General features: G+C 63.2%; 21 protein-coding genes. 19 read left to right on the top strand and 2 right to left on the bottom strand.

Features of this window, described 5'->3' with window-relative positions; all coding sequences use genetic code 11:
* The first annotated feature begins 109 nt into the window (after positions 1-109).
* Positions 110-1,267, top strand: a complete 1,158-nt coding sequence (locus A3AC_RS28975; RefSeq protein ID WP_025597186.1) for a fatty acid desaturase — start codon at positions 110-112, stop codon at positions 1,265-1,267.
* Here A3AC_RS28975 and A3AC_RS0103045 read toward each other — a convergent pair.
* Positions 1,185-2,150 carry a LysR substrate-binding domain-containing protein gene (locus A3AC_RS0103045; RefSeq protein WP_025597184.1) on the bottom strand — a complete coding sequence of 322 codons (966 nt, stop codon included), beginning with the start codon at positions 2,148-2,150 and terminating at the stop codon, positions 1,185-1,187. The two genes, A3AC_RS28975 and A3AC_RS0103045, sit on opposite strands and share 83 nt — an antisense overlap.
* A 156-nt stretch (positions 2,151-2,306) precedes the next feature.
* On the opposite strand from A3AC_RS0103045, the gene A3AC_RS0103040 reads away from it, so the two are divergent.
* The 12 genes from A3AC_RS0103040 to A3AC_RS0102985 all read left to right on the top strand — a co-directional run bounded on the left by A3AC_RS0103040 (position 2,307) and on the right by A3AC_RS0102985 (position 13,944).
* On the top strand, positions 2,307-3,383 hold the full coding sequence (locus A3AC_RS0103040) for an ABC transporter substrate-binding protein (RefSeq protein WP_025597182.1): 1,077 nt from the start codon (positions 2,307-2,309) through the stop codon (positions 3,381-3,383).
* Positions 3,384-3,440: 57 nt separating this feature from the next.
* The gene (locus tag A3AC_RS0103035; protein ID WP_025597180.1) at positions 3,441-4,520 is read left to right on the top strand and encodes an ABC transporter ATP-binding protein; all 1,080 of its coding nucleotides are present in this window, start codon (positions 3,441-3,443) and stop codon (positions 4,518-4,520) included.
* On the top strand, positions 4,507-5,379 hold the full coding sequence (locus A3AC_RS0103030) for an ABC transporter permease (RefSeq protein WP_025597178.1): 873 nt from the start codon (positions 4,507-4,509) through the stop codon (positions 5,377-5,379). The genes A3AC_RS0103035 and A3AC_RS0103030 overlap by 14 nt, the downstream gene beginning before the upstream one ends.
* A 16-nt stretch (positions 5,380-5,395) precedes the next feature.
* A complete protein-coding gene (locus tag A3AC_RS0103025) occupies positions 5,396-6,193 on the top strand; it encodes an ABC transporter permease (RefSeq protein ID WP_025597175.1) in 798 nt (265 codons plus the stop codon).
* Positions 6,190-7,338 (top strand): NAD(P)/FAD-dependent oxidoreductase, encoded by a 1,149-nt coding sequence (locus tag A3AC_RS0103020; protein WP_025597173.1) that lies wholly within the window; start codon positions 6,190-6,192, stop codon positions 7,336-7,338. Before A3AC_RS0103025 ends, A3AC_RS0103020 begins: the two co-directional genes overlap by 4 nt.
* A 7-nt stretch (positions 7,339-7,345) precedes the next feature.
* Positions 7,346-7,750, top strand: coding sequence for a (2Fe-2S)-binding protein (locus A3AC_RS0103015; RefSeq protein WP_025597172.1), 405 nt, complete (start codon positions 7,346-7,348; stop codon positions 7,748-7,750).
* Entirely contained in the window at positions 7,740-9,146 is a 1,407-nt protein-coding gene (locus A3AC_RS0103010) for an FAD/NAD(P)-dependent oxidoreductase (protein WP_025597171.1), read from the top strand. The genes A3AC_RS0103015 and A3AC_RS0103010 overlap by 11 nt, the downstream gene beginning before the upstream one ends.
* Entirely contained in the window at positions 9,139-10,314 is a 1,176-nt protein-coding gene (locus tag A3AC_RS0103005) for an NAD(P)/FAD-dependent oxidoreductase (RefSeq protein WP_025597169.1), read from the top strand. Before A3AC_RS0103010 ends, A3AC_RS0103005 begins: the two co-directional genes overlap by 8 nt.
* An 84-nt stretch (positions 10,315-10,398) precedes the next feature.
* Positions 10,399-10,752: a RidA family protein gene (locus A3AC_RS0103000; RefSeq protein ID WP_025597167.1), complete on the top strand. Its 354-nt coding sequence runs from the start codon at positions 10,399-10,401 to the stop codon at positions 10,750-10,752.
* A 183-nt stretch (positions 10,753-10,935) separates the two neighbouring features.
* The gene (locus A3AC_RS0102995; protein WP_025597165.1) at positions 10,936-11,817 is read left to right on the top strand and encodes an RNA polymerase sigma-70 factor; all 882 of its coding nucleotides are present in this window, start codon (positions 10,936-10,938) and stop codon (positions 11,815-11,817) included.
* A gap of 188 nt (positions 11,818-12,005) precedes the next feature.
* Entirely contained in the window at positions 12,006-13,016 is a 1,011-nt protein-coding gene (locus A3AC_RS0102990) for a LysR family transcriptional regulator (protein WP_025597163.1), read from the top strand.
* 172 nt (positions 13,017-13,188) lie between these two features.
* Positions 13,189-13,944, top strand: a complete 756-nt coding sequence (locus A3AC_RS0102985; protein ID WP_025597161.1) for an SDR family oxidoreductase — start codon at positions 13,189-13,191, stop codon at positions 13,942-13,944.
* A gap of 173 nt (positions 13,945-14,117) precedes the next feature.
* Here the strand turns inward: A3AC_RS0102985 and A3AC_RS0102980 are convergent, their stop codons facing one another.
* Positions 14,118-15,296 (bottom strand): GGDEF domain-containing protein, encoded by a 1,179-nt coding sequence (locus A3AC_RS0102980; protein WP_025597159.1) that lies wholly within the window; start codon positions 15,294-15,296, stop codon positions 14,118-14,120.
* Positions 15,297-15,625: 329 nt separating this feature from the next.
* Here A3AC_RS0102980 and A3AC_RS28970 point away from each other — a divergent pair, with 329 nt between their 5' ends.
* The 6 genes from A3AC_RS28970 to A3AC_RS0102950 all read left to right on the top strand — a co-directional run bounded on the left by A3AC_RS28970 (position 15,626) and on the right by A3AC_RS0102950 (position 24,873).
* Entirely contained in the window at positions 15,626-16,828 is a 1,203-nt protein-coding gene (locus A3AC_RS28970; protein ID WP_025597157.1) for a hypothetical protein, read from the top strand.
* Positions 16,829-17,304: 476 nt separating this feature from the next.
* The gene (locus A3AC_RS0102970; RefSeq protein ID WP_025597155.1) at positions 17,305-18,525 is read left to right on the top strand and encodes an acyltransferase family protein; all 1,221 of its coding nucleotides are present in this window, start codon (positions 17,305-17,307) and stop codon (positions 18,523-18,525) included.
* A 198-nt stretch (positions 18,526-18,723) separates the two neighbouring features.
* On the top strand, positions 18,724-20,973 hold the full coding sequence (locus A3AC_RS0102965; RefSeq protein WP_025597153.1) for an ATP-binding protein: 2,250 nt from the start codon (positions 18,724-18,726) through the stop codon (positions 20,971-20,973).
* 311 nt (positions 20,974-21,284) lie between these two features.
* Complete coding sequence (locus tag A3AC_RS0102960; protein WP_025597150.1) at positions 21,285-22,301, top strand: ATP-grasp fold amidoligase family protein; 1,017 nt, start codon at positions 21,285-21,287, stop codon at positions 22,299-22,301.
* 262 nt (positions 22,302-22,563) lie between these two features.
* Entirely contained in the window at positions 22,564-23,565 is a 1,002-nt protein-coding gene (locus tag A3AC_RS0102955; RefSeq protein WP_025597148.1) for a glycosyltransferase family A protein, read from the top strand.
* Positions 23,566-23,649: 84 nt separating this feature from the next.
* Positions 23,650-24,873 (top strand): acyltransferase family protein, encoded by a 1,224-nt coding sequence (locus A3AC_RS0102950; protein WP_035474687.1) that lies wholly within the window; start codon positions 23,650-23,652, stop codon positions 24,871-24,873.
* The last annotated feature ends 63 nt before the right edge of the window (positions 24,874-24,936 follow it).

Here is a 24,936-nt window from a genome sequence, read left to right as displayed (position 1 = left end):
CGGCTGCAGTCTTTGCCCTTTTGGCGCAATGCAATCCAGAACAAATTGGTTCTGGCGCCGCGCATTGGCCCGTAGGATCGGTCTAAATATCATCCGACCGATTCAGCCGATGGCGATTTACCTCGACGACACGCAGCGCAACGCAATCGCCACGCTCGCAAAAAGCCTCACATGGCGCACGCAATGGCCGACATGGATACTGATCGTCGCGATCTACGGCGGTTGGTTCGGTCTCGCCCTGCATGCTCGCGAGCTCGGCGTGCCGCTTGCCACCGCCCTGCTCGCAGGGTTCAGCGCCTGGTACATGTCGTTGCAACATGAACTGCTTCATGGTCACCCCACCCGCTGGCCGCGCTTGAATGCGTTGCTTGGTTTTGCGCCTCTCGCGGTGTGGTTTCCTTACCGCGTCTATCGTGAATCGCATCTTCAGCATCACGACGATGCACACCTGACGGAGCCGGGACGCGATCCGGAAAGCTACTTCGTGGACAGTGAGACATGGGAGCGGGCTGGATGGGCGATGCGCGCGCTGCTCAATTTTCGCAACACGTTAGTCGGCCGCTTGCTGGTGGGACCGGCGTTTGCCATTGCGGCAACGGCAGCCGAGGCGCTGCGCAAAATCAGGCGCGGCGATCGGCGAGACGTACCCGCATGGCTCGCGCACTTCGCCGCATTGGCCGTGCTCATTGCATGGCTGCAGTACGTTTGCTCGATTCCGGCATGGACGTTCGTTGTCGGCGTCGGGTATGGGTCGCTGTCGCTCGGCTCACTTCGCTCATTTCGCGAGCATCGCGCAGCGCACGACTGCGGGCACCGTACGGTTATCAATGAAGCAGGTCTGTTCTGGCGGCTGCTGTACTTGAATAACAACTTTCATCTGGTCCACCACGACTTGCCGCATTTGCCATGGTTCGGGTTGCGGACCGTTTATGAAGCGTCGCGCGAGCAGTACATTGAACGCTCAGGAGAGTTTCTCGTCGCGGGTTATAGCGAATGGGTCAGGCGCTACGCGTTGGCCGCGGCAGAGAATGCGGTGCACGACAAGCTGGCAGATTTGCAGCGGCCTCGAATGGAAGGTTCGCGTGGGTCGCGAGATGGTGTTGACGCCGTACGCCGGGGCGATTCGCGAACGCACCGGAGTCTGCCGGCCGCATATCGACAGCACGAGTTGCCTGAGCCAACGGTTAACGTTGTGTCCACGTCCGAACCCGCGCCCTCGCCCGCCCGCGACTGGCCGCGTTGTGCGCCGGCGGCACGATCTCCGTGAGCAATTCATCGTGCAAATCGCGCAATACCTCGACGAACGCGGACGCCAGTCGCTCGCGCGGCCGGTGCGGCGGGAACAGCAAATAGGTCTGAAAGCGCGTGGCCGGCATGAATGGACGAATCGCAATGTCGGGCCCCGCATAATCGCGCGCGACGATCGGGTGCGCGAGCGTCACGCCCATGCCGTGCCGCACCATCTCGCAGCACATGGCTGTGTATTGCGCCTCGATGGCGAGCACGCGCTGCACGCCCGCACGCTGGAACACTTCGTCCATCAGCGCGCGCGTCCCGTCGCCGTGACATAGCGAAATGAACGACTCGCCTTCAAGATCTTCGGGCTTGATGCTGCGCCTGGCCGCGAGCCGATGCGCGGCCGGCATCACGCACACGGCTGCCACGTCCGAGAGTTGCTCGACCTCGCAATCGGATGCCTCGCTCACGTAGACGGCCACGCCAAGGTCGCAGAACTGAGAAGCCGTCCAATGATTAACGGTGGCCGACGTGTTCACATGAAGCGACACGGTCACATCGGGAAATTGTTCGACGAACCGCTTGATCGCATGCGGCACCAGCGTCATGCCCGCCGACGGCATGGCCGCGATGCGCAAGCGCCCGCTGCCCAGGTTGCGGATCTGCGCGGCCGCGTTGGCGAGGCCCTGTAGACCGACGAAAGCCCGTTCGACCTCGCGGAAAAACGCCTGTCCCTCGCTAGTCGGAATCAGCCGCACGCCGCTGCGCTGAAAAAGCTGTAGCCCCGTGTCGCGCTCCAGTTGCGCGATGAGGCGGCTCACGTTCGGCTGCGAAGTGAACAGCGCCCTCGCCGCCGCGGTCATCGACCCCGACACCATCACCGCGCGAAACGCCTCGATATGCTTCAGGTTCATGCGTGTTTTCCCCAGGCAGTGGCCGGCTAGTCCATATCATCCATGCATAGGTAGGTATTTTATTCGTATTGGACGACATGGTCAGCCGGCGCGACACTGCATTCCACCGACGGGCCGTGAAGCCCGCCCCACACATCGGAACTGGAGATCGTCGTCATGAAAAGAGCGCTGCATCGCCGCCTGTTCGCCCCGTCTGCCTCGTCCTTCACCTCGCTCGCCGTCATATCCCTCGCCTTGAGCCTCGCCGCGCCGCTCGTCGCACAGGCCGAGACCACGCTGTATGTCGCCAACGTGGGCGGCTCGAACGAGCAGCTTTACCGGCAGAAAATCATTCCGCCGTTCGAGAAGGCGCACAACGTGAAGATTGTCTACGTCGCGGGCAATTCGAGCGATACGCTCGCCAAGCTCCAGGCGCAGAAGGGCCACCAGCAGATCAACGTCGCGGTGATGGACGACGGTCCCATGTATCAGGCAATGCAATTGAACCTCTGCGCGAAGCTCGACGACGCGCCCGTGATGAAAGACGTCTACCCGCTCGCGAAACTCGGGCCTGGCGCGATCGGCGTCGGCATGGTGGCCACCGGTATCGGCTACAACGAGGAGGCCTTCAGGAAGGCCGGCCTGCCGCCGCCCGATTCGTGGAAGTCGCTCATGGATAGCCGCATCAAGGGCAAGCTCGGCGTCCCGCCGATCACCAACACCTACGGCCTGCATACGCTCGTGATGCTCGCGCGTCTGTCCGGCGGCGGCGAGAAGAACATCGACCCGGGCTTTACCGCGATGACGAAGCAGGTCGCGCCCAACGTGCTCTCGTGGGCGCCGACGCCCGGCGAGATGGACGGCCAGATGCAGGCCGGCGACGTGATCCTCGCGCCGTATGGCAGCGGCCGCGCGGTGGCATTGCAGAACACCGGCTTTCCGCTGAAGTTCATCTACCCGAAGGAAGGCGCGGTCGCGCTGCAGGTGGCGGCGTGCGTGGTCGCGGAAAACGCGCAGCCGCAGCTATCGCAGCAGTTCGTTCAGTACCTGTTGAGCCCGGAAGTACAGGTGCTGCAGGCACAAAACATCGGTCTTGGTCCGGTGAACCGGACAGTGAAGCTCACGCCCGAAATCGCCGCACGCGTGCCGTATGGTCCCGACCAGATCGCGAAGCTCACCGCAATGGACTGGGCGACCATCAACCAGCATCGCACCGAATGGACCGAGCGCTGGAATCGCTCTGTCGAGCGCTGACGTGCGGCACCGGCCAGTCCCTCGCGCGGCGCGCGAACCGATGAAGGAGCAAGGCGCATGGCCTTCCTGACTCTGCAAGGCATCTCGAAACGCTACGGCGATTTCACGGCAATAGAAAAGCTTGACCTGGATGTCGAACGCGGCGAGCTGCTCGCGCTGCTCGGCCCGTCCGGCTGCGGCAAGACCACCACGCTGCAAATGGTGGCCGGTTTCGTCTCGCCGACCACCGGCCGCGTTCTGCTCGACGGCCGCGACATCACGAACGAGCGTCCGGAGAAACGGGGCATCGGCGTAGTGTTTCAAAGTTACGCGCTGTTTCCGCACATGAGCGTGGCGGGCAACGTCGGCTTCGGGCTGGAAATGCGCAAGGTCAGGCGCCGCGAGCGCGAGGAGCGGGTGGCCGAAGCGCTGGCGCTCGTGCGCCTGAACGGTCTCGGGCATCGTTACCCGAAGGAATTGTCGGGCGGCCAGCGGCAGCGCGTGGCGATTGCGCGCGCCATCGCGATGGAGCCCGAACTGCTGCTGCTCGACGAGCCGATGTCGAACCTCGACGCCAAGCTGCGCGAGGAGATGCACATCGAGCTTCGCGCGATCCAGAAGCGCCTCGGCATCACGACGATTCTCGTCACGCACGATCAGGTGGAGGCGATGACGATGAGCGACCGCATCGCCGTCATGCATCGCGGCGTGATTGCGCAACTGAGTACGCCCTACGACGCGTACGAGCGCCCCGCCACGCCGTTCGCCTCGACGTTTCTTGGCCGCACCAACACGCTGTCCGGCGAAGTGTTGCGCCGCAATCCGCGCTGCGCGATCGTCGCCGTGGCGGGCGCTACGCTGCATGTGCCGCACGAAGGCCGGCACGTCGACGGCGCCGTGCATGTCTATATCCGCCCGGAGAAAGTGCATCTTGCCAATGGCGATGCCCGCGTGCGCGGGCGCATCACGACGCGGGTTTTCGTCGGCAATCAATGGCTGCTCGAAGTGGACACCGCGCTCGGCAAACTGCGCGTCGCGCAGCCGAATCTCGGCGCACCGCCGCCCGGCGAAGGCCACGAAGTGGGCCTCGCATGGACCGACGACGACCTGCGCGTGCTGACGCAAGACGGCCCGGAGACCGCTCATGGCCACGCTTGACGACGACCGCGCCGGCGCCGCGCCGTGGCTGCTGTCGGGGCCCGCGTTGCTGCTTTTCGTCGGCCTCTTGCTGGTGCCGCTCGTGCTCACGCTGATGCTGTCGTTCCGCGTATTCAGCGACACCGCCGGCGTCACCTCCGCCTATACGCTCACGAACTACTGGCAAGTGGTAAGCGATCCTTACTATGGCGCGATCTTTCTGCGCACCGCGGGGCTCGCCTTCGCCGTCACGCTGTTGTCCATCGTGCTCGGCGTGCCCGAAACGATCGTGCTCGCGCGGATGAAGCGCCCATGGCAGTCGCTATGTCTGCTGATCGTACTCGGACCGCTGCTGATCTCGGTCGTGGTGCGCACGCTCGGTTGGCAGATTCTGCTCGGCAACAACGGCGTGCTCAACAACGCGCTGCAATCGCTGCACATCACCGACGAGCCCATTCGCCTCGTCTTCACGATGACCGGCATGATCATCGCGCTCACGCATGTGCTGGTGCCCTTCATGGTGATGTCCGTGTGGGCGACGATGCAAAAGCTCGACCCGCAAGTGGAATGGGCCGGCCGCTCGCTCGGCGGCTCGCCGTTCGCGGTATTCCGCCGTGTGGTGCTGCCACAGATCATGCCGGGCGTGCTGTCGGGCTCGATCATCGTGTTCGCGTTGTCGGCGTCGGCATTCGCCACGCCCGCGCTGATCGGCGGACGGCGCCTGAAAGTGGTCGCCACCGCCGCTTACGACGAGTTCCTCGGCACGCTGAACTGGCCGCTCGGCGCGAGCATCGCCGTGCTGCTGCTGATCGCCAATGTGGCGATCGTAATGGGCTGCAGCCGCCTCGCCGAGCGCCGCTTCAAGCACATCTTCGACTGAGCTAAGGAGAGCGATCATGAAACAGAACGGCATGGCCGGCCTCATCTATAACGCGTTCTTTCTGAGCTTCATTCTCGCGCCGCTCGTGGTGGTGATGCTCGTGGCGTTTACCGACAAGGGCTTCATTTCGATGCCCTTCGATGGCGCGTCGCTGCGCTGGTTCCGCGCGATCATCGAGAACGGCGACATCGTCGCGGCTTTCTGGCTGTCGGTCCGGCTTGCGTTCGCGGCGGCGACCATCGGTGTGCTGCTCGCGGTGCCCGCCGCGCTCGCCATTGCGCGCTATCGCTTTCCCGGCCGCGCGGCGCTCACGAGCTTCTTCCTCTCGCCGATGATGATCCCCGCCGTCGTGCTCGGCATCGCGTTCCTGCGCTTTCTTTCCCTGCTGCATCTGTCCGGCTCGTTCTGGTCGCTGGTCTGCGCGCACGTGGTGATCGTGCTGCCGTATGCGCTGCGTCTTGCGCTCTCGTCGGCAGTCGGGCTCGATCGCGATGCGCAACGCGCCGCCCTCTCGTGCGGCGCGAGCCGCTTCACCGCCTTCCGCCGCGTGGTGCTGCCGATGATCCGCACCGGCGTGGCGGGCGGCTGGGTGCTCTCGTTCATCCAGAGTTTCGACGAACTGACGATGACCATTTTCGTCGCGACGCCCGGCACCACCACGCTGCCCGTCGCCATGTACAACCAGATCGCGCAGACGATCGACCCGCTCGTCGCTTCTGTGTCGGCGGTGCTGATTGTCGGCACGGTCCTGCTGATGGTGCTGCTCGACCGCATGGTCGGACTGGACCGCATTCTGATCGGAGAAGCTCAATGACGTCTTCAGGCACCGCCGGTTCCGGCGCGCTCGCGGATGTGATCGTGGTGGGCGGCGGCCTCGTCGGCTCCGCCGTCGCATACGGACTCGCCCGCGAAGGCGCGCGCGTGACCGTGCTCGACGAGGACGACGGCGGCCTACGCGCCTCGCGCGGCAATTTCGGCCTCGTCTGGATTCAGGGCAAGGGCTACGGCCTGTCTCCGTATGCGCGCTGGTCCCGCAGTTCCGCCACGCGCTGGCCGCAACTTGCGCAGGCACTGCTGCAGGAATCGGGCGTGGATGTGGCGTTGAAACAGCCCGGCGGCTTTCACTTCTGCTTCACCGACGGAGAACTCGCCGAGCGCGACAAGCGCCTTTCGACGCTGCGCGCCGAACTCGGCGATTACCCCTACCAGATGCTCGATGCCGCAGAAGTACGCGCGCGCATTCCGCAGATCGGCAGCGCGGTGATCGGCGCCAGCTACTCGCCGATGGACGGCCACGTGAATCCGCTCAAGCTGCTGCGCGCACTGCACACGGCGATGCAGGCGCGCGGCGTGCGGCTCGTATCGGCGGAACGGGCGCAGCGCATCGAGCCGCAAGGGCAAGGCTTCGTGGTGCATGGCAAACGCGGCACTTATCGTGCCGCGAAGGTGGTCCTCGCCGCGGGACTCGGCAATCGCACGCTTGCACCGTTCGTCCAGCTCGAGGCACCGGTCGCGCCGAATCGCGGGCAGGTGCTGGTGAGCGAGCGCGTCGCGCCGTTTCTCCACTATCCGACGCTCAACGTGCGGCAGACCGATGAGGGCAGCGTGCAGTTCGGCGATTCGATGGAAGAAGTGGGCTTCGACGATTTCACGACGACGCCCGTGCTTGCCGACATCGCCCGTCGCGGCGTGCGCGCTTTTCCGATGCTCAAGCATGTGCGGCTCGTGCGCATGTGGGCGGCGCTGCGCGTCTACAGCCCCGACGGCTTTCCCATCTACGACCAGTCGGAAGCACACCCGGGCGCGTTCGTGGTCACCTGCCATAGCGGCGTGACGCTCGCCGCCGCGCACGCGCTGCGCGTCGCACCGTGGATCATGGGCGCGCCGCTGCCCGACGAACTGCCCACCTTCTCCGCGCGACGCTTCGAGCACGCAACGCAACTGACTCCTGCTCATTGAATCCGACATGACTACTCGATCGACTCAAACGCCCGACCCGGCGCGCATTCAAACGCCGGCACCCACGCTGTTCAGACCGTTGCCGGGCGCAGATGCCGCCGCGACCAACATTGCGATCTGGTTCAACGAGCAGCCGTTGACGGTGCCGAGTGGCCGCTCCGTTGCGGCGGCGCTGCTCGCCGCGGGCGTAGCGCGCTTTCGCGCGACGCCTGTCTCGGGCGCACCGCGCGGGCCGTTCTGCATGATGGGCGCGTGCTTCGAGTGCCTCGTCGAGATTGACGGCGTGCCGAGCCGCCAGGCCTGCATGGTCGAGGTGAAAGCCGGCATGCGCATCCGCTCGCAGGAAGGCGCGCGCGACCTGCCTCCCGCGAATCGCGCCGATGCATCGCTGGAGAACGCCCATGGCCGCTGATTTCGCAACCCAGGCCGTCGACGTGGTCGTGGTGGGCGCCGGTCCCGCAGGCCTGAGCGCGGCGACGCGCGCAGCGCGCGCGGGCCTTGCGACCGTATTGATCGACGAACAGGACGCCGTGGGCGGCCAGATTTATCGCGCGATCGGTCGCGCCGATGCGCGCCGCAAGGAGATTCTCGGCCCCGATTACGCGGCCGGGGCCGCCATTGCCGACGCCTTCGCCGCGTCCGGCGCGCGCCATCTGACCAACGCAACGGTGTGGCAGGTCACGCGCGAGCGCGGCGTCAATTATCTGAAGGACGGCAAGATCGGCAGCTTCGACGCGCAACGCGTGATTCTCGCAAGCGGCGCGCTCGAGCGGCCGTTTCCAATTCCCGGCTGGACGCTGCCCGGCGTGCTGACGGCGGGCGCCGCGCAAATTCTCCTGAAGAGCGCCGGCGAAGTGCCCGCCGCGCCGCCCGTGCTCGCGGGCTGTGGACCGCTACTTTATCTGCTCGGCTGGCAGTACGTGCGCGCCGGCGTGCCGATTCGCGCGCTGGTCGACACCACGCGTCACGAAGACCGCTGGCGCGCCAAGCGTCACATGCTCTCGGCGTTGCGCGCATGGCCTTTCCTCAGCAAGGGCTTGCAACTGATTCGCACGCTGCGCGATGCAGGCGTGCCGATCTTCGAAGCGGCCGACGATCTGCGCGTCGAGGCGCGCATCGGCCATGATCAGGTCGAACGCGCCGCCGCTCTTCACTTCACGACGAAAGGCGCGGCGCATCGTATTGAAGCCGACGTGATCCTGCTGCACCAGGGCGTCGTGCCGAACACGCAGTTCACCCAGGCGTTGCGCGCATCGCACCGCTGGGACGACGCGCAGCTATGCTTCACGCCGGAACTCGATGCGTGGGGCGAGCTGGACGTGCCCGGCATTTTCGTCGCGGGCGACGGCGCGGGCATTGGCGGTGCGCAGGCGGCTGCCCTGCAGGGCGAGCTTGCGGCACTCGCGGTGGCCGCGCAGCTTGGCGCGATCAGCGCGGCGGACCGCGATGCAAAAGCCGCTGTGCATCGCCGCGCGTTGGCGGGCGTCATGCGCATCCGGCCGTTTCTCGACAGCCTCTATCGTCCGCGCGACATCAACCGCATTCCGCGCGACGAGACCATTGTTTGCCGTTGCGAGGAAGTTACCGCCGGCGAGTTGCGCAAGTTCGTCGGACTCGGCTGTGTCGGGCCGAATCAGGCCAAGTCGTTCGGACGCTGCGGCATGGGACCATGCCAGGGTCGCATGTGCGGTCTCACGGTGACGGAAGTGATCGCCGACGCGCGGCGCGTGTCGCCCGCCGAAGTCGGCTACTACCGCATCCGTCCGCCAATCAAGCCGCTTACGCTCGGAGAACTTGCCGGTGAGTGACGCGACTGTTCTCGAGGAAGCCGATGTCCTCGTAGTCGGCGGCGGGCTGCACGGCACGAGCAGCGCGTTTCATCTTGCACGACGCGGCGCAAAGGCGATCGTGCTCGAAGCCGATTACGTCGCGCGTCATTCGTCGGGCGTGAACGCGGGCGGCGTGCGCACGCTGGGGCGCCCGCTGCCCGAAATTCCGCTCGCATTGATGTCGCGTGAAATCTGGCACGGCATGGCCGATCTGCTCGGGGAAGACGGCGGCTTCGTCGCGTCCGGCCAGTTGAAGATCGCCGAAACCGACGACGAACTCGCCGCCTGCCGCGAGCGCGTTGCACTGCTGCAATCGCACGGCTTCACGCACGAAAACGTGATCGACCGGGAAACCGTGCTCGAACTCGAACCCGCGCTCGCGCGCCATGTCACCGGCGGAATCTGGGTCGAGCGCGACGGCTACGCGCTGCCCTACCGGACAACGACAGCGTTCCGGCGCGCCGCCGAGCGGCTCGGCACGCGTTTTCTGGAAGGCACCGCCGTGCGCCGCATCGAGCAGCGCGGCACGCGCTGGCTCGCGCACACGCCGGGCGGCACGTTCAGCGCGCAAAAACTGCTGGTGACCGCTGGCGCGTGGTCCGGCGAACTCGCGAAGCAGGTCGGCGAACCGGTGCCGGTGCATCCCGAAGGTCTGATGCTGATGGTCACGCATCGAGTCGCGCCGTTCTGCCGGGCGACGCTGGGCGCAACCGGCAGGCCGCTGTCGTTCAAGCAGTTCGACAACGGCACGGTGGTGATCGGCGGAAAGCTGATCGGCATTGCCGATCTGGCCAACCGTCACGGCGAGGTCGATTTCGTGCGGCTCGTACGCAGCGCGCGAACCGTGACCGACCTGTTTCCGCATCTGCGTAACCTTGGGGTGAACCGCGCCTGGGCAGGCGTCGAAGCGTTCACAGAAGATGAACTTCCCGTCATTTCCGCGAGCCGCAAGGCGTCGGATCTGTATTACTCGTTTGGCTATTGCGGCAGCGGTTTTCAGCTCGGGCCCGGCTGCGGAAAGCTGGTGTCCGAACTGATGCTCGACGGCACACCGTCCCTTTCGCTCGATGCATTTGCAATCGACCGTTTCACAAGCAATGCGGCCTCTTGCGACGCGCGCGCCACGCACCTCGTCACGACGCATTGAGCCATTGCACTGTTTCCTGCTTTGCCGCGCGTTTTCACTGAGCGCGCGCGGCGGCTTCGTTCGACCTCAACCCGAGAGATTCTCATGACCGATATCGTTCGTATCGAAACCAATCAACGTATGAGCCGCGTCGTCAAGGCGGGCGGCCTTGTGTTCGTCGGCGGCCAGACTTCGTCCGATCACGCGCCGGATGTCAAGCTTCAGACCGCCAAAGTACTCGAGAAAATCGACGGCTTTCTGCACAAGGCCGGCATCGACAAGACGAGACTTGTGTCCGCGCAGGTCTGGCTCGCGGACATCGCACGCGATTTCGCCGGCATGAACGAAGTGTGGGACGCGTGGGTTCCGCAAGGCTGCGCGCCCACGCGCGCGACAGTACAAGCCCGGCTCGCCGCGCCGGAGCTGCTGGTCGAGATCGCGGTAGTCGCGCTTGCCTGAGCGTGTTCGCCAAACCGCGGCGATCCACAAAACGATGACGAGCTGGCGACGGCGGCCACGCCGGCCGCCGTTGTCAGGCGCGAGCGAACGGCGTAGGCAGAAACCGCCGCAGTCCATGGCAATATGCGCGTGTCGGCCTCGCCTTTGTGCGGGGCCTGTCTTAACGCAACCGGAAGCCTGTCCATGGACGAAGACGCCCGCGCCTTCAACAGTCTGCGCCCGCGTTTACAGAAGATCGCTTATCGCATGCTCGGCTCCGTGGCTGAAGCCGAAGACATCGTGCAGGACGTCTGGCTGCGCTGGCACGCGGCGTCGCGTGAAGAGATCGACAACGCCGAGGCATGGCTCGTCGCGGTGACGACACGCGTGTCGATCGACCGTTTGCGCGCCGCCAAAACCCAGCGCGAACACTACACGGGCACCTGGCTGCCCGAACCGCAACTGAGCGGCTCGCCTGCCACTCCGGAGGAAGCCGTCGAGCGCAGCGACGACGTTTCCGTTGCGTTCCTGATGCTGCTCGAGCGGCTCACGCCCGAAGCGCGCGCGGCCTTCCTGTTGCGCGAAGTATTCGATGCGGATTACGACGAACTGGCGGCGGCAATCGGCAAGACCGAGGCAGCCTGCCGCCAGCTGGTGAGCCGCGCAAAAGCACAACTGCGCGACGAACGGGCGCGCCATGTCGTGCCGCGCGAGACACACCATCGGCTGCTGCGGATGTTCGCGCACGCTGTGGAGCGCGGCGACTTCCCGGCAATCAACGCGCTGCTCGCCGAAGACGCTCTTTTGATCGGCGACGGCGGCGGCAAAGTGCCGAGCGTGGTCAAGCCGATGCTCGGCGGCCGGCGAATCGCGCAGCTCTTCTATGCGGGTTCGCGGCGTTACGGCAGCGAAGTCAGCGTCAGGCCCGTGGTGCTCAACGGCGAGTGGGCGCTGCTGCGCTTTATTCAGGGCAAGCTCGAATCGGCGCTATCGTTCGAAACGGACAGCGAGCGGATCGTCCGCATCCTGGTGCAGCGCAATCCGGACAAGCTCGCTCGCCTTGCAGCAGCCTTCGCAAGCGATTGAGGCCGTACGCTTCGCGCAGCGCGGAATGGTTGTATGGCAAATGGCTGGATGACTAAACGGCGAGCTCCGGCCTCGCCAGATCTGGTTGGGTCCGCTTGCCTTCACCCTCGCCGGAAAACTCGCAGGCAATGTCACAAACCGCGCGACTGATACGTCTAGCCGGTTTTGGACTTCACGACTCGGCCTGCATGTCAGATTATCGAACTCCCCCGCCCGTCAGCAGCAGCCACGACCCGTTCGCAAGCAGCTTCGCGACCACATATGCCGGCGTCGTGTCGTTTCTCGCCGTCGCCAATGAAGGCAGCTTCGCCCGCGCGGGCGAGCGGCTCGGCATTGGCCGTTCGTCGGTGAGCCGCAACGTGCAGAAACTCGAGTCGCAACTCGAGGTGCGTCTTTTTCTGCGCACTACGCGCAAGACCTCGCTCACGCGCGAGGGCGAACTGTTCTATGAGCGCTGCCAGCCAGGCATCGAGCGCATCGTGGAGGCGCTCGACGGCATGCGCGAGCTGCGCAGCGGACCGCCGCGCGGTCATCTGCGGATTGCGTCGACGCCGGGTTTCGGACGCGGGATCGTCGCGCCCCTGTTGCGCGGTTTTCACGCGCGCTATCCCGGCATCACACTCGAATTGCTGCTCAACGAGCGCCCCGCGGACTTCACCACCGACCGCGTCGACGTGTCGTTTCGCGACGGACGCATGGAAGACAGCGGTATCGTCGCGCGTCAGCTGATTGCGATGCAGATGGTCGTTTGCGCGTCGCCGGCTTACGCGCGCGTTCATGGTTTACCGCGGCGCGTCGATGAGCTCGCGGAGCATCGCTGCATCAACTTCTGCACGGTCTCGGGGCGCGTCAAAGAGTGGGAGTTCAAGATCGACGGCCTTATCCAGCGGCACCAGCCCACCGCGCAACACACCTTTAACGACGCCGATCTGATTCTGCAAGCGGTGCTCGACGGGGTCGGCATCGCGCAGTTGCCGGCCTATCAGGTGCGCGGCCTGCTTCGCGAGCAGCGCCTCGTGAGCTGTCTCGCCCAGCATGCGCCCGACGGCAGCGGCCACTACATCTGTTACTTGAGCCGCAAGCACCTGCCGGCCCGCATCCGCGTATTCGTCGACTACATGACGGACGAGACGCGCGCGATGAACCTGCAATGTGTCAACACGGCGACGGCGGCGCCGGAGCTATCGATGGTCGGGTGAAGGCGCCTTGCTTGGGTAGCCGCGCGCGGCGCCCGTTCCCGGCGCCTGTTCCCGTCGATTGGTGCCGCGAGGGCAACACGGTGAGCCCGCGTAAATGCCTACCGCGACGCGGCGCTTGCGCCTACGATTGACGTCATGCGGCGCCTGCCGCCAACGACATGGGGACTGGATCATGAAGATCGTTATTATCGGCGGCACCGGGCTGATCGGCTCGAAGGCCTTGACCATTCTGCGCGATGCCGGTCACGAGGTGATTGCCGCGTCGCCGCGAAACGGCATCAACACCGTCACCGGCGAAGGGCTCGAAGATGCGCTGAACGGCGCCCAGGTGGTGATCGACCTCGCCAATTCGCCCTCGTTCGAAGACAAGGCGGTGCTCGAGTTCTTCGAAACCTCGGGGCGCAATCTGCATGCAGCGGAGGCCGCCGCCGGCGTCCGGCATCACGTCGCGCTTTCCATCGTAGGCACCGACCGCACGCCGGAGAACGGCTATTTCCGCGCCAAGGTCGCGCAGGAGAAACTGATCGAGGCCTCGGGCATTCCCTACACTATCATCCGCTCAACGCAGTTCATGGAATTTCTCGGCGGCATCGCGGCGTCCAGCGCGCAGGGCAACACGGTGCGTCTTTCGCCCGGCCTGTTCCAGCCGATCGCTGCGGACGACGTCGCGGCCATCGTCGCCGACGTGGCGCTCGCCGCACCGCGCAACGGCATCGTCGAAATCGCAGGGCCGCAGCGCGCGCCGTTCGACGAAATCATCGCCCGCTACCTGAAGTCGATTGGCGACCCGCGCGAAGTCGTGCGCGATCCGGAGGCGCTCTACTTCGGCGGCCGCGTCGACGAACAGTCGCTCGTGCCGCTCGGCGAGGCGCGCCTCGGCCGCATTGGTCTCGACGAATGGTTGCGGAGCCAGCCGGCGGCCGTCTGACGGCTGAGCGCGGGCGTGAGGCTGAGCCTGAGCATCAGCACAAGGACAGCGGCTCCCGAACTCGCCATTGCAGCGACGCACTAAAGCGCACACGCCTCGGCGGCATCAGGGTCTCGCCGGGCGCCGGCCGACGCTATCCGCTTGTGCGATGCTGCCCCGAGCACGTAAAAGCGCTATCTCACGACCTTCAGGCTGGCGGCCTTCTGCGCCCCTTCGAGCCGGTTTCCGCCCAGCGACTTGGCGCGGTATAGCGCCTCATCGGCGGCGGCTAGCAGTTCTGCAAGCGACTGCCCCGCATCCGCTGAATGCGTGAGGCCGATGCTGACCGTGGCCAGAATCTCCATGCCGTCCACGCGGTGCGAGACGGTCTGCGCGAAACGCGTGACAATCTCTTCGCCCACGGCTTTCGCGCGCGCTTCGTCGTGGCAAGGCAGGAGCGCGGCGAACTCTTCTCCGCCGATGCGCGCCAGCACCGCCTCGCGGCCCACCACGCCGCGCGCAATCTGCGCGAACGATTTGAGTACTTCGTCGCCGGTCTTGTGACCATAGCGATCGTTGAGCTTCTTGAAGTGGTCGAGGTCGAGCGCCAGCAGCGACAAGGGCCGGTTTTTGCCGCCCTCGCCGACCACGCGCTCGCCTTGTTCGAAGAACCATCGGCGATTGCCGAGACCGGTCAGGTAATCGGTTTGCGATTCCTGCAAGAGTTGACCATGGGTTTCCTCGCGGACGAGCTTGAGCAAGGTCATCGGCAGCACGACCGAATAGAGCACGCCCTCATACATGGTGATTGCGCTGGCAGTCAGCAACAGACCATTCCCATACCGCGCCGCGAGCCAGGGCAGAGCCAGCGCGCGGGTCGCATAAGTGAGCGCGTGAATGCCGGTCACTGCGACCGCGATATACCGCGACGGCAGCGCTTTGAAGTCGTCGCCTCGCAGCAGTTCTCGGGACGTCATGCCGCTCGCGAGCGCAATGGGAATCGCGCTCACGTAAGCCCATATCGTGCTCTCGGAGCGCGCGCCGCCCACCATCCATGTCAGCGCCATGACAAAGAGCAGCCCAACCGACGCGGCACGATATTGCCGGCCGCTCAACAAGGCGACGCCATGCAGGACCAGCAGATAACCGCTCAGAATGACCAGATTGCTGAGCGCAGAGCCCCACGGGCCGGGCACGTCACGGCGAAACACCGCCGCCGCGCAGCCGATCGCGAGCGTCGCATAGCCGGCTGCCAGCACTCTCAACTCCACACTGCGCCTGGGATGACTTCGGTGCTCCCACAGCGTCATGCCAGAACTGGCGAGAAGCGTTCCGATTATCAGGAGATAGAGGGTAAGGAGATCGACATGCATCGCTGACGGGAGGGTTCGACGCCGGCAAATTGCGGCGGCAGCGGCATTTTACAGTGCCGCTGCTCTTCACGATGCAGCCGGGCTGAACCACACTCCGGTTTGCAGCGACCCACCGGAATGCGACATAAAAAGTCGCAAAACGTTGTTATTCAATCGGTTTATTCCACAAACGCATCTGCTACCCTGAATCTGCCATTTCGTGCGAAGCAGCGCAGCTGCGCCGGCTTCGCCATTCCGTTGCAGCCGGTCTACGCAGCGAGGGCGTGTCGCGCATCGAGCGCGGCGTCTGCTTCCACGTATTCATTTTCAACCACGGCATGGAGCACGCGATGTTGGAACGGCTGGATTTGCGGTTCGCCCTGATTGGCGCCTTACTGATTCTTGCAGGCTGCGGCGGTGGAGGCGGCGGCGGCGCCTCCAACCCCGGCGCCAACGGCGCGGGCGCAGCCGCGCCGGCCCCTGCCGCGTCCGGCACGAGCGCGACCACACCAACGCTGGCCGCGGCGACGCCCGTGATCGACGGCACCACGCTTGGCGAATCGAACTGGCCGACGGGCTCCACGTCGTCGGGCGGAACCGGCCAGCCCGTCAGCGGGCTGAACTGCGCGCTGCGCAGCAAAACGTACACATACACGCATCTGTCCATCTACCAGAATGGCCGCCAACTGGCGCTGCCCGCCAACATCGGCAGCGTCGAGCCGACCATGGCCGCGCAGACCGGTTGCGCCTATCCGCTTCACACTGTCGACGCGAGCGGCAAGATCCGTATGGATACGACCACCGGCGCGTCATACACGCTTGGCCAGTTCTTTGCGATCTGGGGCGAAACACTGAGTGCCTCGAACGTGGCCGGCCTGAGCGGCTCGTCGATCACGATCTATGTGAACGACGGCGGCACGCTGTCCAAATACACAGGCGACCCGGCGAGCCTCGTGCTGCCGCCGCATGGCGAAGTCACCATCATGGTCGGCACGCCGTTGACGCAGATTCCCACTTATACGTGGACCGATCCGCCGCCCTTCGACCCGAATCCGATCACGCTCACCTACGGCGGCGTGGTCGGCACATCGTACTGGCCGAACGGCAACACGTCGACGGGCGGCACGGGCGCCGCGGTCGACGGTTTGACGTGCGCTGCCGGCATGGCCGAGCTGTATCACGTGCATGCGCATCTGGCGATCATCAAGGACGGCCAGTGGCTCGCGTTGCCGTCCAACGTGGGCATTCTTTCGCAGTGCAACTACGAGATGCACACGCACGACCAGACCGGCATCATCCATATCGAAACGCCGACGTTCAAGACCTTCACGCTCGGCCAGTTCTTCGACATCTGGGGACAGCCGCTCTCGAGTACGAACGTAGCGGGTATCACCGGAAACGTGGTGGCGTATATCAACGACAACGGCGATTCGCGCCGCTACATGGGCGACCTGCGCAATATCGAGTTGACCTCGCTGCGCGACATCACGTTGCAGATCGGCACGCCGGCTGTGAGCACGCTCGCGACTTATTCGTGGTACGAGCAGCAGTGATCCGGTAATCGCGGAGTGGCTGCGGGCTATGCGTGAAGGTTAATTGACATGCGCTGGCGCCGACTCTTTGCGGAGTCGACGCCAGGCGCGGCGCTCAACTATCAATTACTACACGAACGTGCGGGCACCGGCGCGAGCACCTCATGCGTGCCGCCCGCGCGCTGCGCTGCCTTGCGAAGGATGGTGGTGGAACGATGCACTTCGCATCTCGCGCGGGCTTGGCACTGCACTTGCGGCTCCTTTGCTTTGTCACCGTCCCGCGACGCAGATTACGGCTCGCCGACACATTAGCTAACTCCTTCCGGCAGACAACTGCTGAAGCGCCGCGAGCGACGCTATCATCAGATGGATGACGCGCGCCGCGCTAAAACGCCCGTCTTCAGCACAAAAAACAGGGAACTTCCGCAAAACGCATCAGGTCCACGGTCGTCGAGCCGCCAGTCGGGCGGCCTCGAATATCGAGGAGGATGTGTCCAATGAAAGAAGGACGTGTTGCCGCGCTCGATCTCGGTCGAGCGCTCGCGATCGTCGGTGTCGTTGCAGTGCACCTGTCGTTTCAATTCCCTCATCTGCCGCACGGCGTTGCCATAGTCGCGCGCATGGGCCAGTACGGCGTGCAGTTGTTCTTCGTGATCAGCGCCATCACGATCTTCATGACACTCGAAGCGGAGTTCGGGCGTTGCACCGGCGCGCCGCACGTCACATTGCGCTTCTATATCAAGCGGTTCTTTCGCATTGCGCCGATGTACTACGCGGCAATCGCCATCTACGGCCTGATCAGTTACGGCGCGGCACAGTCGGGTTACGAGCGCGCGTGGGTGCTCGGCGCACATGGCGCGACAGACATTCTGCTCAATGTGCTGTTTCTGCACGCGCTCTCGCCTAGCGCGATCAATAATGTCGTGCCGGGCGGATGGTCGATCGGCGTCGAGATGCTGTTCTATCTGATCGCGCCGCTATTGTTCTTCATCGCGATGAACCGTATGCGCCTGCTGATCGCAACGGCATTGCTGCTCGCGTTGTCGGTCGTTGCGTTGTCCACTAACGACTGTCACAACGGGTTCGTTTGCCATGTCAGCAACAACTCGTTCAACTATTTCTGGCCACCGGTGCAGGGGCCCTGCTTCATCATTGGAATGTGGGCGTGGTACGCGTTCCGTTCGCATCTCACCGGCACGGCGAGCGTCACACGGCGCACCGCGTGCGTGATGTTCATGCTCGCTGCGGGTTTCTCGCTGGTAACGGCCATGCTAGGTGTCTGGCTCGCCAAGGCGCATGAACTTGCCCCGGTTTTCGCCGCGTGCAGCGCCGTCGCATTTCTGTTGTTTGTTTGTTCACGGAGTGGCCAAGGCAGCGGAGAAGGCACTAGCGAACACCGTATACAGAGCGGCAGCAAGTTCGCCGGCACGCTCGTTCGTCGCTGCACCGGCGCGCTCGGCCGGGAGAGCTACGGAATCTATCTATGGCACTTCGTCTGCGTTTATGCCACGTTGCACTTCTTTCAGGACAGGTTCGGGCGAAGCGATCGCGAGACGTCTCTCATGCTCTTCATCGCAACGGTGCTCGCGGTACTCGCCATGTCGTATGGGTTCTCCCGGTTCTTCGAGCGAGTGATTCAGGACCGCGCAACGCGTCTATCGCGCAACCTTCTTGCTCAGGTCGATCAGCGCTTTCACAACAACGCTTCGCGCCGTTGAACAAGTCCAGGCACAGACGTTGCTACCGATGCGGGTTGGGTTGGCAGCTGGTTCGTGTCTGGACAGCCCACCGTTGCGCTGCAAATCTCGACTGTGCCTGTTCAGCCCGTACCGTTGCTATTTGCAACGCATGTTCCGCATTACAACCGGCGAGTAAAGTTCTTTGAAAGAGAGCATGTCTTGCCATGGCAGTCAAAGATGCTCACTAGCACACAGCCGCCTCATGAGGATGCGCACGACTCAGGTCATTTCGTCCAGTTCTACGAATCCGACGCGGGTTTGACAGAAGATGTGGGCGCCTTTCTGCTGCGCGCGCTGAACGCAGGCGGCACTGCCATTGTGATTGCCACTGCGCAACACCTCGCGTCCCTTACCTCGTGGCTGCATGCAAGACAGGCTGCGCTCACGGAATGCGATACGAACGATGCGCTGATCCTGCTCGACGCACAGGCAACGCTTGAGCGCTTCATGGTCGACGGCTGGCCGGACGAGACATTATTCATTTCGACGGTTGGCGCGCTCGTCGCGAATGCGGTGCAGCGCGGGCAGCCGCTCCATGCATTCGGAGAGATGGTCGCAATTCTCTGCGAGCAGGGACTCGGCGAAGCCGCACTGCGCCTCGAGGAACTGTGGAATCGCCTTGGCGAGCATCACAGGTTCTCGCTTTTTTGCGGCTATCCTGGCAGCCTGTTTCCGGGCGCCGAGCACACGCAGCTCTTTCGTCACATCTGTCACGCACATCATCACGTGCTGCCAGGCAGCCCGTTGCGCGACGCCGGCAACAAGGAACTGCATCTGCGGCTCGCATTGGCCGAGCAGCGCGCAAGATCGCTTGAAGATGAAATGAAGCGCCGAAGAACCGCCGAACATCAACGCGACGCAGTGCTGATGAATTCTCCGGTCGCGTCGGCACTTCTTCTGGGCGACACGCACACGTTTCAACTCGCGAACCCACGCTATCTCGACATGGTGAATCGCGACGACCTGATCGGCCGCGCGTATCTCGATGCATTTCCCGACGAACGCGGCGGGCCTATTGCCGCTGCGCTCCAGCAGGTATCGGCGTGTGGCGTGCCGATCGTGCATGAAGAATATCGGACCCGCGACGCCCGCGATCCGCTTTCAACGCGCGCTTATACGCTGCATTTCGAACCGTTACGCGCCTCGTCGGGCAGGGTCGAGGGTGTCATTCTCAGTGCAGTGGAAGTCACTGGATACGTCCGTGCTCGCGAGACGCTCGAAAAGTCCCGTGCGGACCGTGAGGTCCTGCTTCGCGAACTGCGCCAGGCGAATGGCGCAAAAGACGAGTTCCTTGCAATGCTCGGACATGAGCTGCGCAATCCGCTCGCGCCCATTGTCAGCGCGCTCGAACTGATGGGACGGCGCGGCACCGGCTCGAGTGCGCGCGAGCGGGCGGTCATTCAGCGCCATGTCGATCATCTGGTGCGCCTCGTCGACGATCTGCTCGACGTTTCGCGCATTATCCGCGGCAATGTCGAGCTGAATAAACAACTGGTCGACGTGGGTGAAGTAGTCGCGAATGCCGTGGAGATGACGAGCGTACTCATGCAACAGCGCGCTCATCGATTGAATGTCGAAGTCGATCGAACGCTGACATGTCTGGCCGATCCGATACGGCTCGCGCAGGTGATCGCCAATCTGCTCACCAACGCCGCCAAATACACGGAAATGGGCGGCGAAATCACGGTCAACGCTGCTGGCATTGACGCGAAGAACATTCGCATACGCGTGCGCGATAGCGGCATCGGTATCGCGCCCGATGTCTTGCCTCGCGTTTTCGATGCCTTCTACCAGGGCAAGCAGACAATCGATCGCACCCAAGGCGGCCTCGGCATCGGCCTCGCCCTCGTCAGGAACTTCGTGAAACTGCACGGCGGTCAGGTCGAAGCAGCGAGCGACGGGCCTGGCCGTGGCAGCCAGTTTACGATCGTGCTGCCGCGCGCGCCGTCTCGAGCGATGGCCGGCAGCGGCAAAGAAGACATTCGTGTTGCTGGGCCCGCATCATTAGTCATGCCGCGCCCAGAGCAAGACACCGGCGCGCATGAACGGCGCATTCTGCTCGTCGACGATAACGTCGATGCAGCGGAAGCACTCGCCGAACTGCTCAGAAGCTACGGCCACTTGGTCAAGACAGTCTACGATCCCAGCGCGGCGCTCGCGGAGGCGGCCAGTTTCCGGCCCGCTCTTTCCGTGCTCGATATCGGACTGCCCGTGATGGACGGCTACGAACTCGCCCGGCAATTGCGAGCGCGCGCGGGCGACTGGCAATGCGTGCTGGTCGCGCTGACCGGCTACGGTCAGAACGCGGACCGCGAACGCAGCCGCGCAGCCGGCTTCGACCATCACTTCGTCAAACCACTGCGACCCGCAGATCTGCTCGAAGTAATCGACCGCATTTCCTTCGACGCCTCAGGCGAAGTTCAATAGGCGCAACATTCGCGAAGTAAAGATCATTCGCTGATTAGCCACTTCACACTGTCCACTTCGGCCAATTTCTTTCGACTCCGAACGTTTCAAAAGCGAATGGCCGGCTTCAAAACCATTGCGATGTGCAACGCATAACCGGTCGATAACCCTCCCGCAAAAACGGCCAGTTTCATGGGATTGGGCCAAAACTCCTTCGTTTAGCGACGCCGTCAATTACACCAGGTCCGCTGCGTTAACCTCGCATTGTGATACATCGGAAAGCCTGGACTGGGCCCCCGAATGTAGCGCGAATAACCTACAGGACTCAAAAAATGACGACGACCAACTCAGTGCAGTTTCCGGGTGAAGCCGGCACGTCCGTGCCGCAGCTACAGACTCAATTGGCAGAGAGTACTGCGCCAGCGCGCCGGCAATCGACCCTGCGCAAAGTGAAGGAAGCAGCCAAGTCGCTGCTGCCGGCGCCATTGTTCCTGACTTTGCTGCATCACAAGGAAATAGGCCGCTATCCCAACCTGTTTCGCCCCACCACGTTCAATGAGAAGATCCTGCAAAAGAGCCTGCGGCCGGACCCGTGGTTCGCGGAGCTGACCGACAAGCTCACGGTGCGGGCGTATGTCGCGAGAAAGCTCGGAGAACAGCATGTGATTCCGCTACTGGCGGCACCGGACGTCTTCACGAGAGAAGTATTCGACGCGTTGCCGGATTCTTTCGTCATGAAGGCCAACCACGGCAGCAGCTATGTGGAGGTGGTTAGAGACAAATCGGCGCGCTCATTCGAACAACTACGGGAACTCGCTGATTACTGGCTGACGCTCGACTTCTATAAGATTGCGCGGGAAAAACACTACCGGCAGATCAAGCCACGCATCTTCTTTGAAAAACTGTTGCTGGACAACAGCGGCCAGATTCCTGCCGACTACAAGCTGCACTGCTTTGGCGGAAGAAGCGGACGACCGCTCATCTATATTCTGGTCATTTCCGACCGATTCGGCACGAACACGCGTGGCGACATTTACGACGCCTCCTGGAATCACCTCGATATGGCCATTGGTGCCTACAAACCGAGCCCCAAGCCCGCGCCGCGCCCCGAGAACCTGGACCTCATTCTTGCCGCCGCACGAAAACTATCTGAAGACTTCGACTATGTTCGCGTCGATCTGTACGCGCCGGACAACCAGATCTATTTTGGCGAGCTGACTTTCACGCCGGGCGCCGGCGTGCTGCCGTTCACACCGGACAAAGTCGACTACGAGTGGGGCAAACTCGTGCCCGACGCCTTCCTGTCCGCCCGGCCGCCTTTACCGACCCCTGTGCGAAGCACTGCGTAAGGCTTGCCGATTTTTCCGGCAAGTTTGCCGCGCGACGGCGCGCCGGATGGGCGTTTGTTCCCTGCTTTACCGAAGCGCAACCGAGCCGCCGAAAGCTGTGTTATCGACCGCACATATCGCATTACGTTTGTTGGCGACACAACGAACGGAAAGGTAAATTGGTTTGTGCCAATTCGGCAGAGATCCACGCAACCGGATACGCCGATGCGGGCGATGGTCGCCCCTACGCCGCGGTTGCGGTTCACGACAGTGGTGAATACATATGCAAAACGTGACGATCGTTATCTGCAATTACAACTATGGCCGCTTTCTCGCCCAGGCAATCGACTCGGCGCTTGCCCAGGACTATCCCGCAACACAGGTACTCGTGATTGACGACGGATCGACAGACGGCTCCCGCAACATCATTGAAAGCTACGGCTCCCGCATCAAGTCGCTCTACAAGCAGAACGGCGGTCAGGTCTCCGCTTATAACGACGCAGTGGATCTGATCGACACGGAATTCGTGATGCTGCTCGATTCCGACGATCTGTTGTATGCGCATGCGGTTTCCAAAGTCATGCGAGTGTTCGAGAGCGGCAACTTCGTCAAGGTTCAATTCCGGCTCGACGTTATCGATCGCGCAGGCAAGCCTTCCGGCACCTACGTGCCCCATTCGGCAGCTCCAAAAGACTGCGGCAGTCCGCTGCGTCAAGGCTGGTTATATCCTTCACCGCCGGCCTCGGGCAACGCATATAGGACAAGCGCATTGCGGAGAATCTTTCCTGTGCCCGAAGCCAACGTCAATCGGTACGGCGCGGACTTCTATGCGATTTACGGCGTTGCCTTGCTAGGAGCCGTCGCGACGATTTCCGAATCGCTCGGCGCATACCGCGTGCATCGCACCGAACATTCGGGAATCGATTTCGCGAACTCGGAAAGCACCGACAAAGCGCCGAAGGCGTTGACCATACGTTGGGCGATTTTGCGGCAGATGGCGCGCGCACGACTGGGTATCGAACTGCCGCTGTCGTTCTATGACTTTTCGCTCGAGAAGTCGTACTTCTGCTCTGCCGTCTATCAGGCGCCGTTTACCAAGCGCTGGCGGTGGGTTAGCCGCCAGTCGCACAGTTACTTCCGCTCAATTGTCGGCAACCCGTTCTGGAGCTACAAGAAGAAGATCGGCACGCTCGCCTTATCGAGTCTTTGCCTTTTGCCTTTTTCCGCACTCTCCGATTTCGCCGTTCGTTACATTGCCAACCCTCTTGCCCGGCGTCGCCTTTAGTCATCCGAACCAATTTGCCGCTTGCTGTCGCATTCCAGGGGAACGCATGCCCTTCGGCGCAACCCATCTCGCGTGGACCTCATGATGAACAAGTTCGTTGGCCTGGACGTGCTTCGTTTCGCACTCGCCGTTTATCTGATGGTCTTTCATTCGATACATCAGTATCCGCAGTACGTGACACTGCCGCTCGTCGAACTGGCCAATCTCGGCGGCTTTGCCACCAGTTCATTCTTCATTCTGTCGGGCTTCATTCTGGCCCACGTCTACTTTGGACGGACGACGGAATTGCGCGGCGGCACCCGCGAATTCTTCGTGAAGCGCCTGTCCAATCTTTACCCGGTGCATCTGATCGCTCTGGTCCTGGTGCTGCTCGTCTCCGTGGCAGGCACGCGCGGATTCAACCAGTTCGCACTGATGTCGCTCGACGATGATGAGCATTTCGTCACGCTAGGCGCGACCGAAACGGCCGTCAATTTCCTGCTGAACCTGTTTCTGCTACAGGTATGGTATCCGTTGTATGGGTCGGTGAATCCGCCGTCGTGGTCGCTTGCAACCCTGTTCTTTTTTTATCTCACGTTTCCGTTCTTTGCACCGCGCCTTCTCAAAGCCAGCAACAAGTATCGGCTTCTATTCGCGCTGTGGGTGCTTTACCTCACGGCGCCCGTGGTCGCGACGCTGATGCACTGGTACAGCCCCATTGCAGTCGGCATCGTCATGCGCAACCCGGTGCTCCGTCTGCCTGAGTTTCTCGTCGGCATTGTCGTGTATGGACTCTTTCGCGAGGGGCAGTTGAATGCGATATACGAGAGCCGGGCGAAGATCGTCGCCGCATTGCTCGTGTTTGCAGGCTCGTTCGCGGTGGCGGCATGGCTTGAGTCGCATGGATCGCTCAGCACGCGCTACGTCGTTCACAACGGCGCATTGATGCCGGCAGAGGTGCTGCTTGTCATCGTCTTCGCGGGGCTTGCGGTTCCCTCGCGATTCGCTGCGCTATCCACTCGCCTTGGCAACTCCGCGCTCTCCATCTTCGCGATTCATGTCCCGGTCTTTCTGGTTCTGATGAAAGTGCTGAAACTGCTTTCCATTGGCAAGTCGCCGCTGTGGTGCGCTTCGCACTTCTCCGAGTGCGTCGCGGCGTCGAAAGAAGTCATACCGGGCATGGCGACGTATCCGCTCTATCTGATCGGCACTGTGATTGCGGCCGTGTATTTCCAGGAGCGGCTGGTCGCTCCGTTAAGAGACTGGATTCGCAGCCGACTTCTTACGACGAGGCCGCGCGCTGCGGCGGCCCGTGCGAGAAGTCTTTGAGGATCCGGAGCCGCGGCAGGCCCAGCAGGCACCACATCTGCGGCGGGCGGCTCAGAGTTGCAA

Origin of the sequence: Burkholderia sp. WSM2230 (assembly GCF_000472445.1) — a bacterium.
Classification (GTDB): domain Bacteria; phylum Pseudomonadota; class Gammaproteobacteria; order Burkholderiales; family Burkholderiaceae; genus Paraburkholderia.
Note: the sequence above shows the minus strand (reverse complement) of the source record. Positions and strands in the feature narration are given on the sequence as shown.

Coding starts and splice junctions, on each gene's coding strand:
- A3AC_RS28975 (WP_025597186.1), top strand. CDS start 110: ATGGCGATTTACCTCGACGACACGCAGCGCAACGCAATCGCCACGCTC.
- A3AC_RS0103045 (WP_025597184.1), bottom strand. CDS start 2,150: ATGAACCTGAAGCATATCGAGGCGTTTCGCGCGGTGATGGTGTCGGGG.
- A3AC_RS0103040 (WP_025597182.1), top strand. CDS start 2,307: ATGAAAAGAGCGCTGCATCGCCGCCTGTTCGCCCCGTCTGCCTCGTCC.
- A3AC_RS0103035 (WP_025597180.1), top strand. CDS start 3,441: ATGGCCTTCCTGACTCTGCAAGGCATCTCGAAACGCTACGGCGATTTC.
- A3AC_RS0103030 (WP_025597178.1), top strand. CDS start 4,507: ATGGCCACGCTTGACGACGACCGCGCCGGCGCCGCGCCGTGGCTGCTG.
- A3AC_RS0103025 (WP_025597175.1), top strand. CDS start 5,396: ATGAAACAGAACGGCATGGCCGGCCTCATCTATAACGCGTTCTTTCTG.
- A3AC_RS0103020 (WP_025597173.1), top strand. CDS start 6,190: ATGACGTCTTCAGGCACCGCCGGTTCCGGCGCGCTCGCGGATGTGATC.
- A3AC_RS0103015 (WP_025597172.1), top strand. CDS start 7,346: ATGACTACTCGATCGACTCAAACGCCCGACCCGGCGCGCATTCAAACG.
- A3AC_RS0103010 (WP_025597171.1), top strand. CDS start 7,740: ATGGCCGCTGATTTCGCAACCCAGGCCGTCGACGTGGTCGTGGTGGGC.
- A3AC_RS0103000 (WP_025597167.1), top strand. CDS start 10,399: ATGACCGATATCGTTCGTATCGAAACCAATCAACGTATGAGCCGCGTC.
- A3AC_RS0102995 (WP_025597165.1), top strand. CDS start 10,936: ATGGACGAAGACGCCCGCGCCTTCAACAGTCTGCGCCCGCGTTTACAG.
- A3AC_RS0102990 (WP_025597163.1), top strand. CDS start 12,006: ATGTCAGATTATCGAACTCCCCCGCCCGTCAGCAGCAGCCACGACCCG.
- A3AC_RS0102985 (WP_025597161.1), top strand. CDS start 13,189: ATGAAGATCGTTATTATCGGCGGCACCGGGCTGATCGGCTCGAAGGCC.
- A3AC_RS0102980 (WP_025597159.1), bottom strand. CDS start 15,296: ATGCATGTCGATCTCCTTACCCTCTATCTCCTGATAATCGGAACGCTT.
- A3AC_RS28970 (WP_025597157.1), top strand. CDS start 15,626: ATGTTGGAACGGCTGGATTTGCGGTTCGCCCTGATTGGCGCCTTACTG.
- A3AC_RS0102970 (WP_025597155.1), top strand. CDS start 17,305: ATGAAAGAAGGACGTGTTGCCGCGCTCGATCTCGGTCGAGCGCTCGCG.
- A3AC_RS0102965 (WP_025597153.1), top strand. CDS start 18,724: ATGCTCACTAGCACACAGCCGCCTCATGAGGATGCGCACGACTCAGGT.
- A3AC_RS0102960 (WP_025597150.1), top strand. CDS start 21,285: ATGACGACGACCAACTCAGTGCAGTTTCCGGGTGAAGCCGGCACGTCC.
- A3AC_RS0102955 (WP_025597148.1), top strand. CDS start 22,564: ATGCAAAACGTGACGATCGTTATCTGCAATTACAACTATGGCCGCTTT.
- A3AC_RS0102950 (WP_035474687.1), top strand. CDS start 23,650: ATGAACAAGTTCGTTGGCCTGGACGTGCTTCGTTTCGCACTCGCCGTT.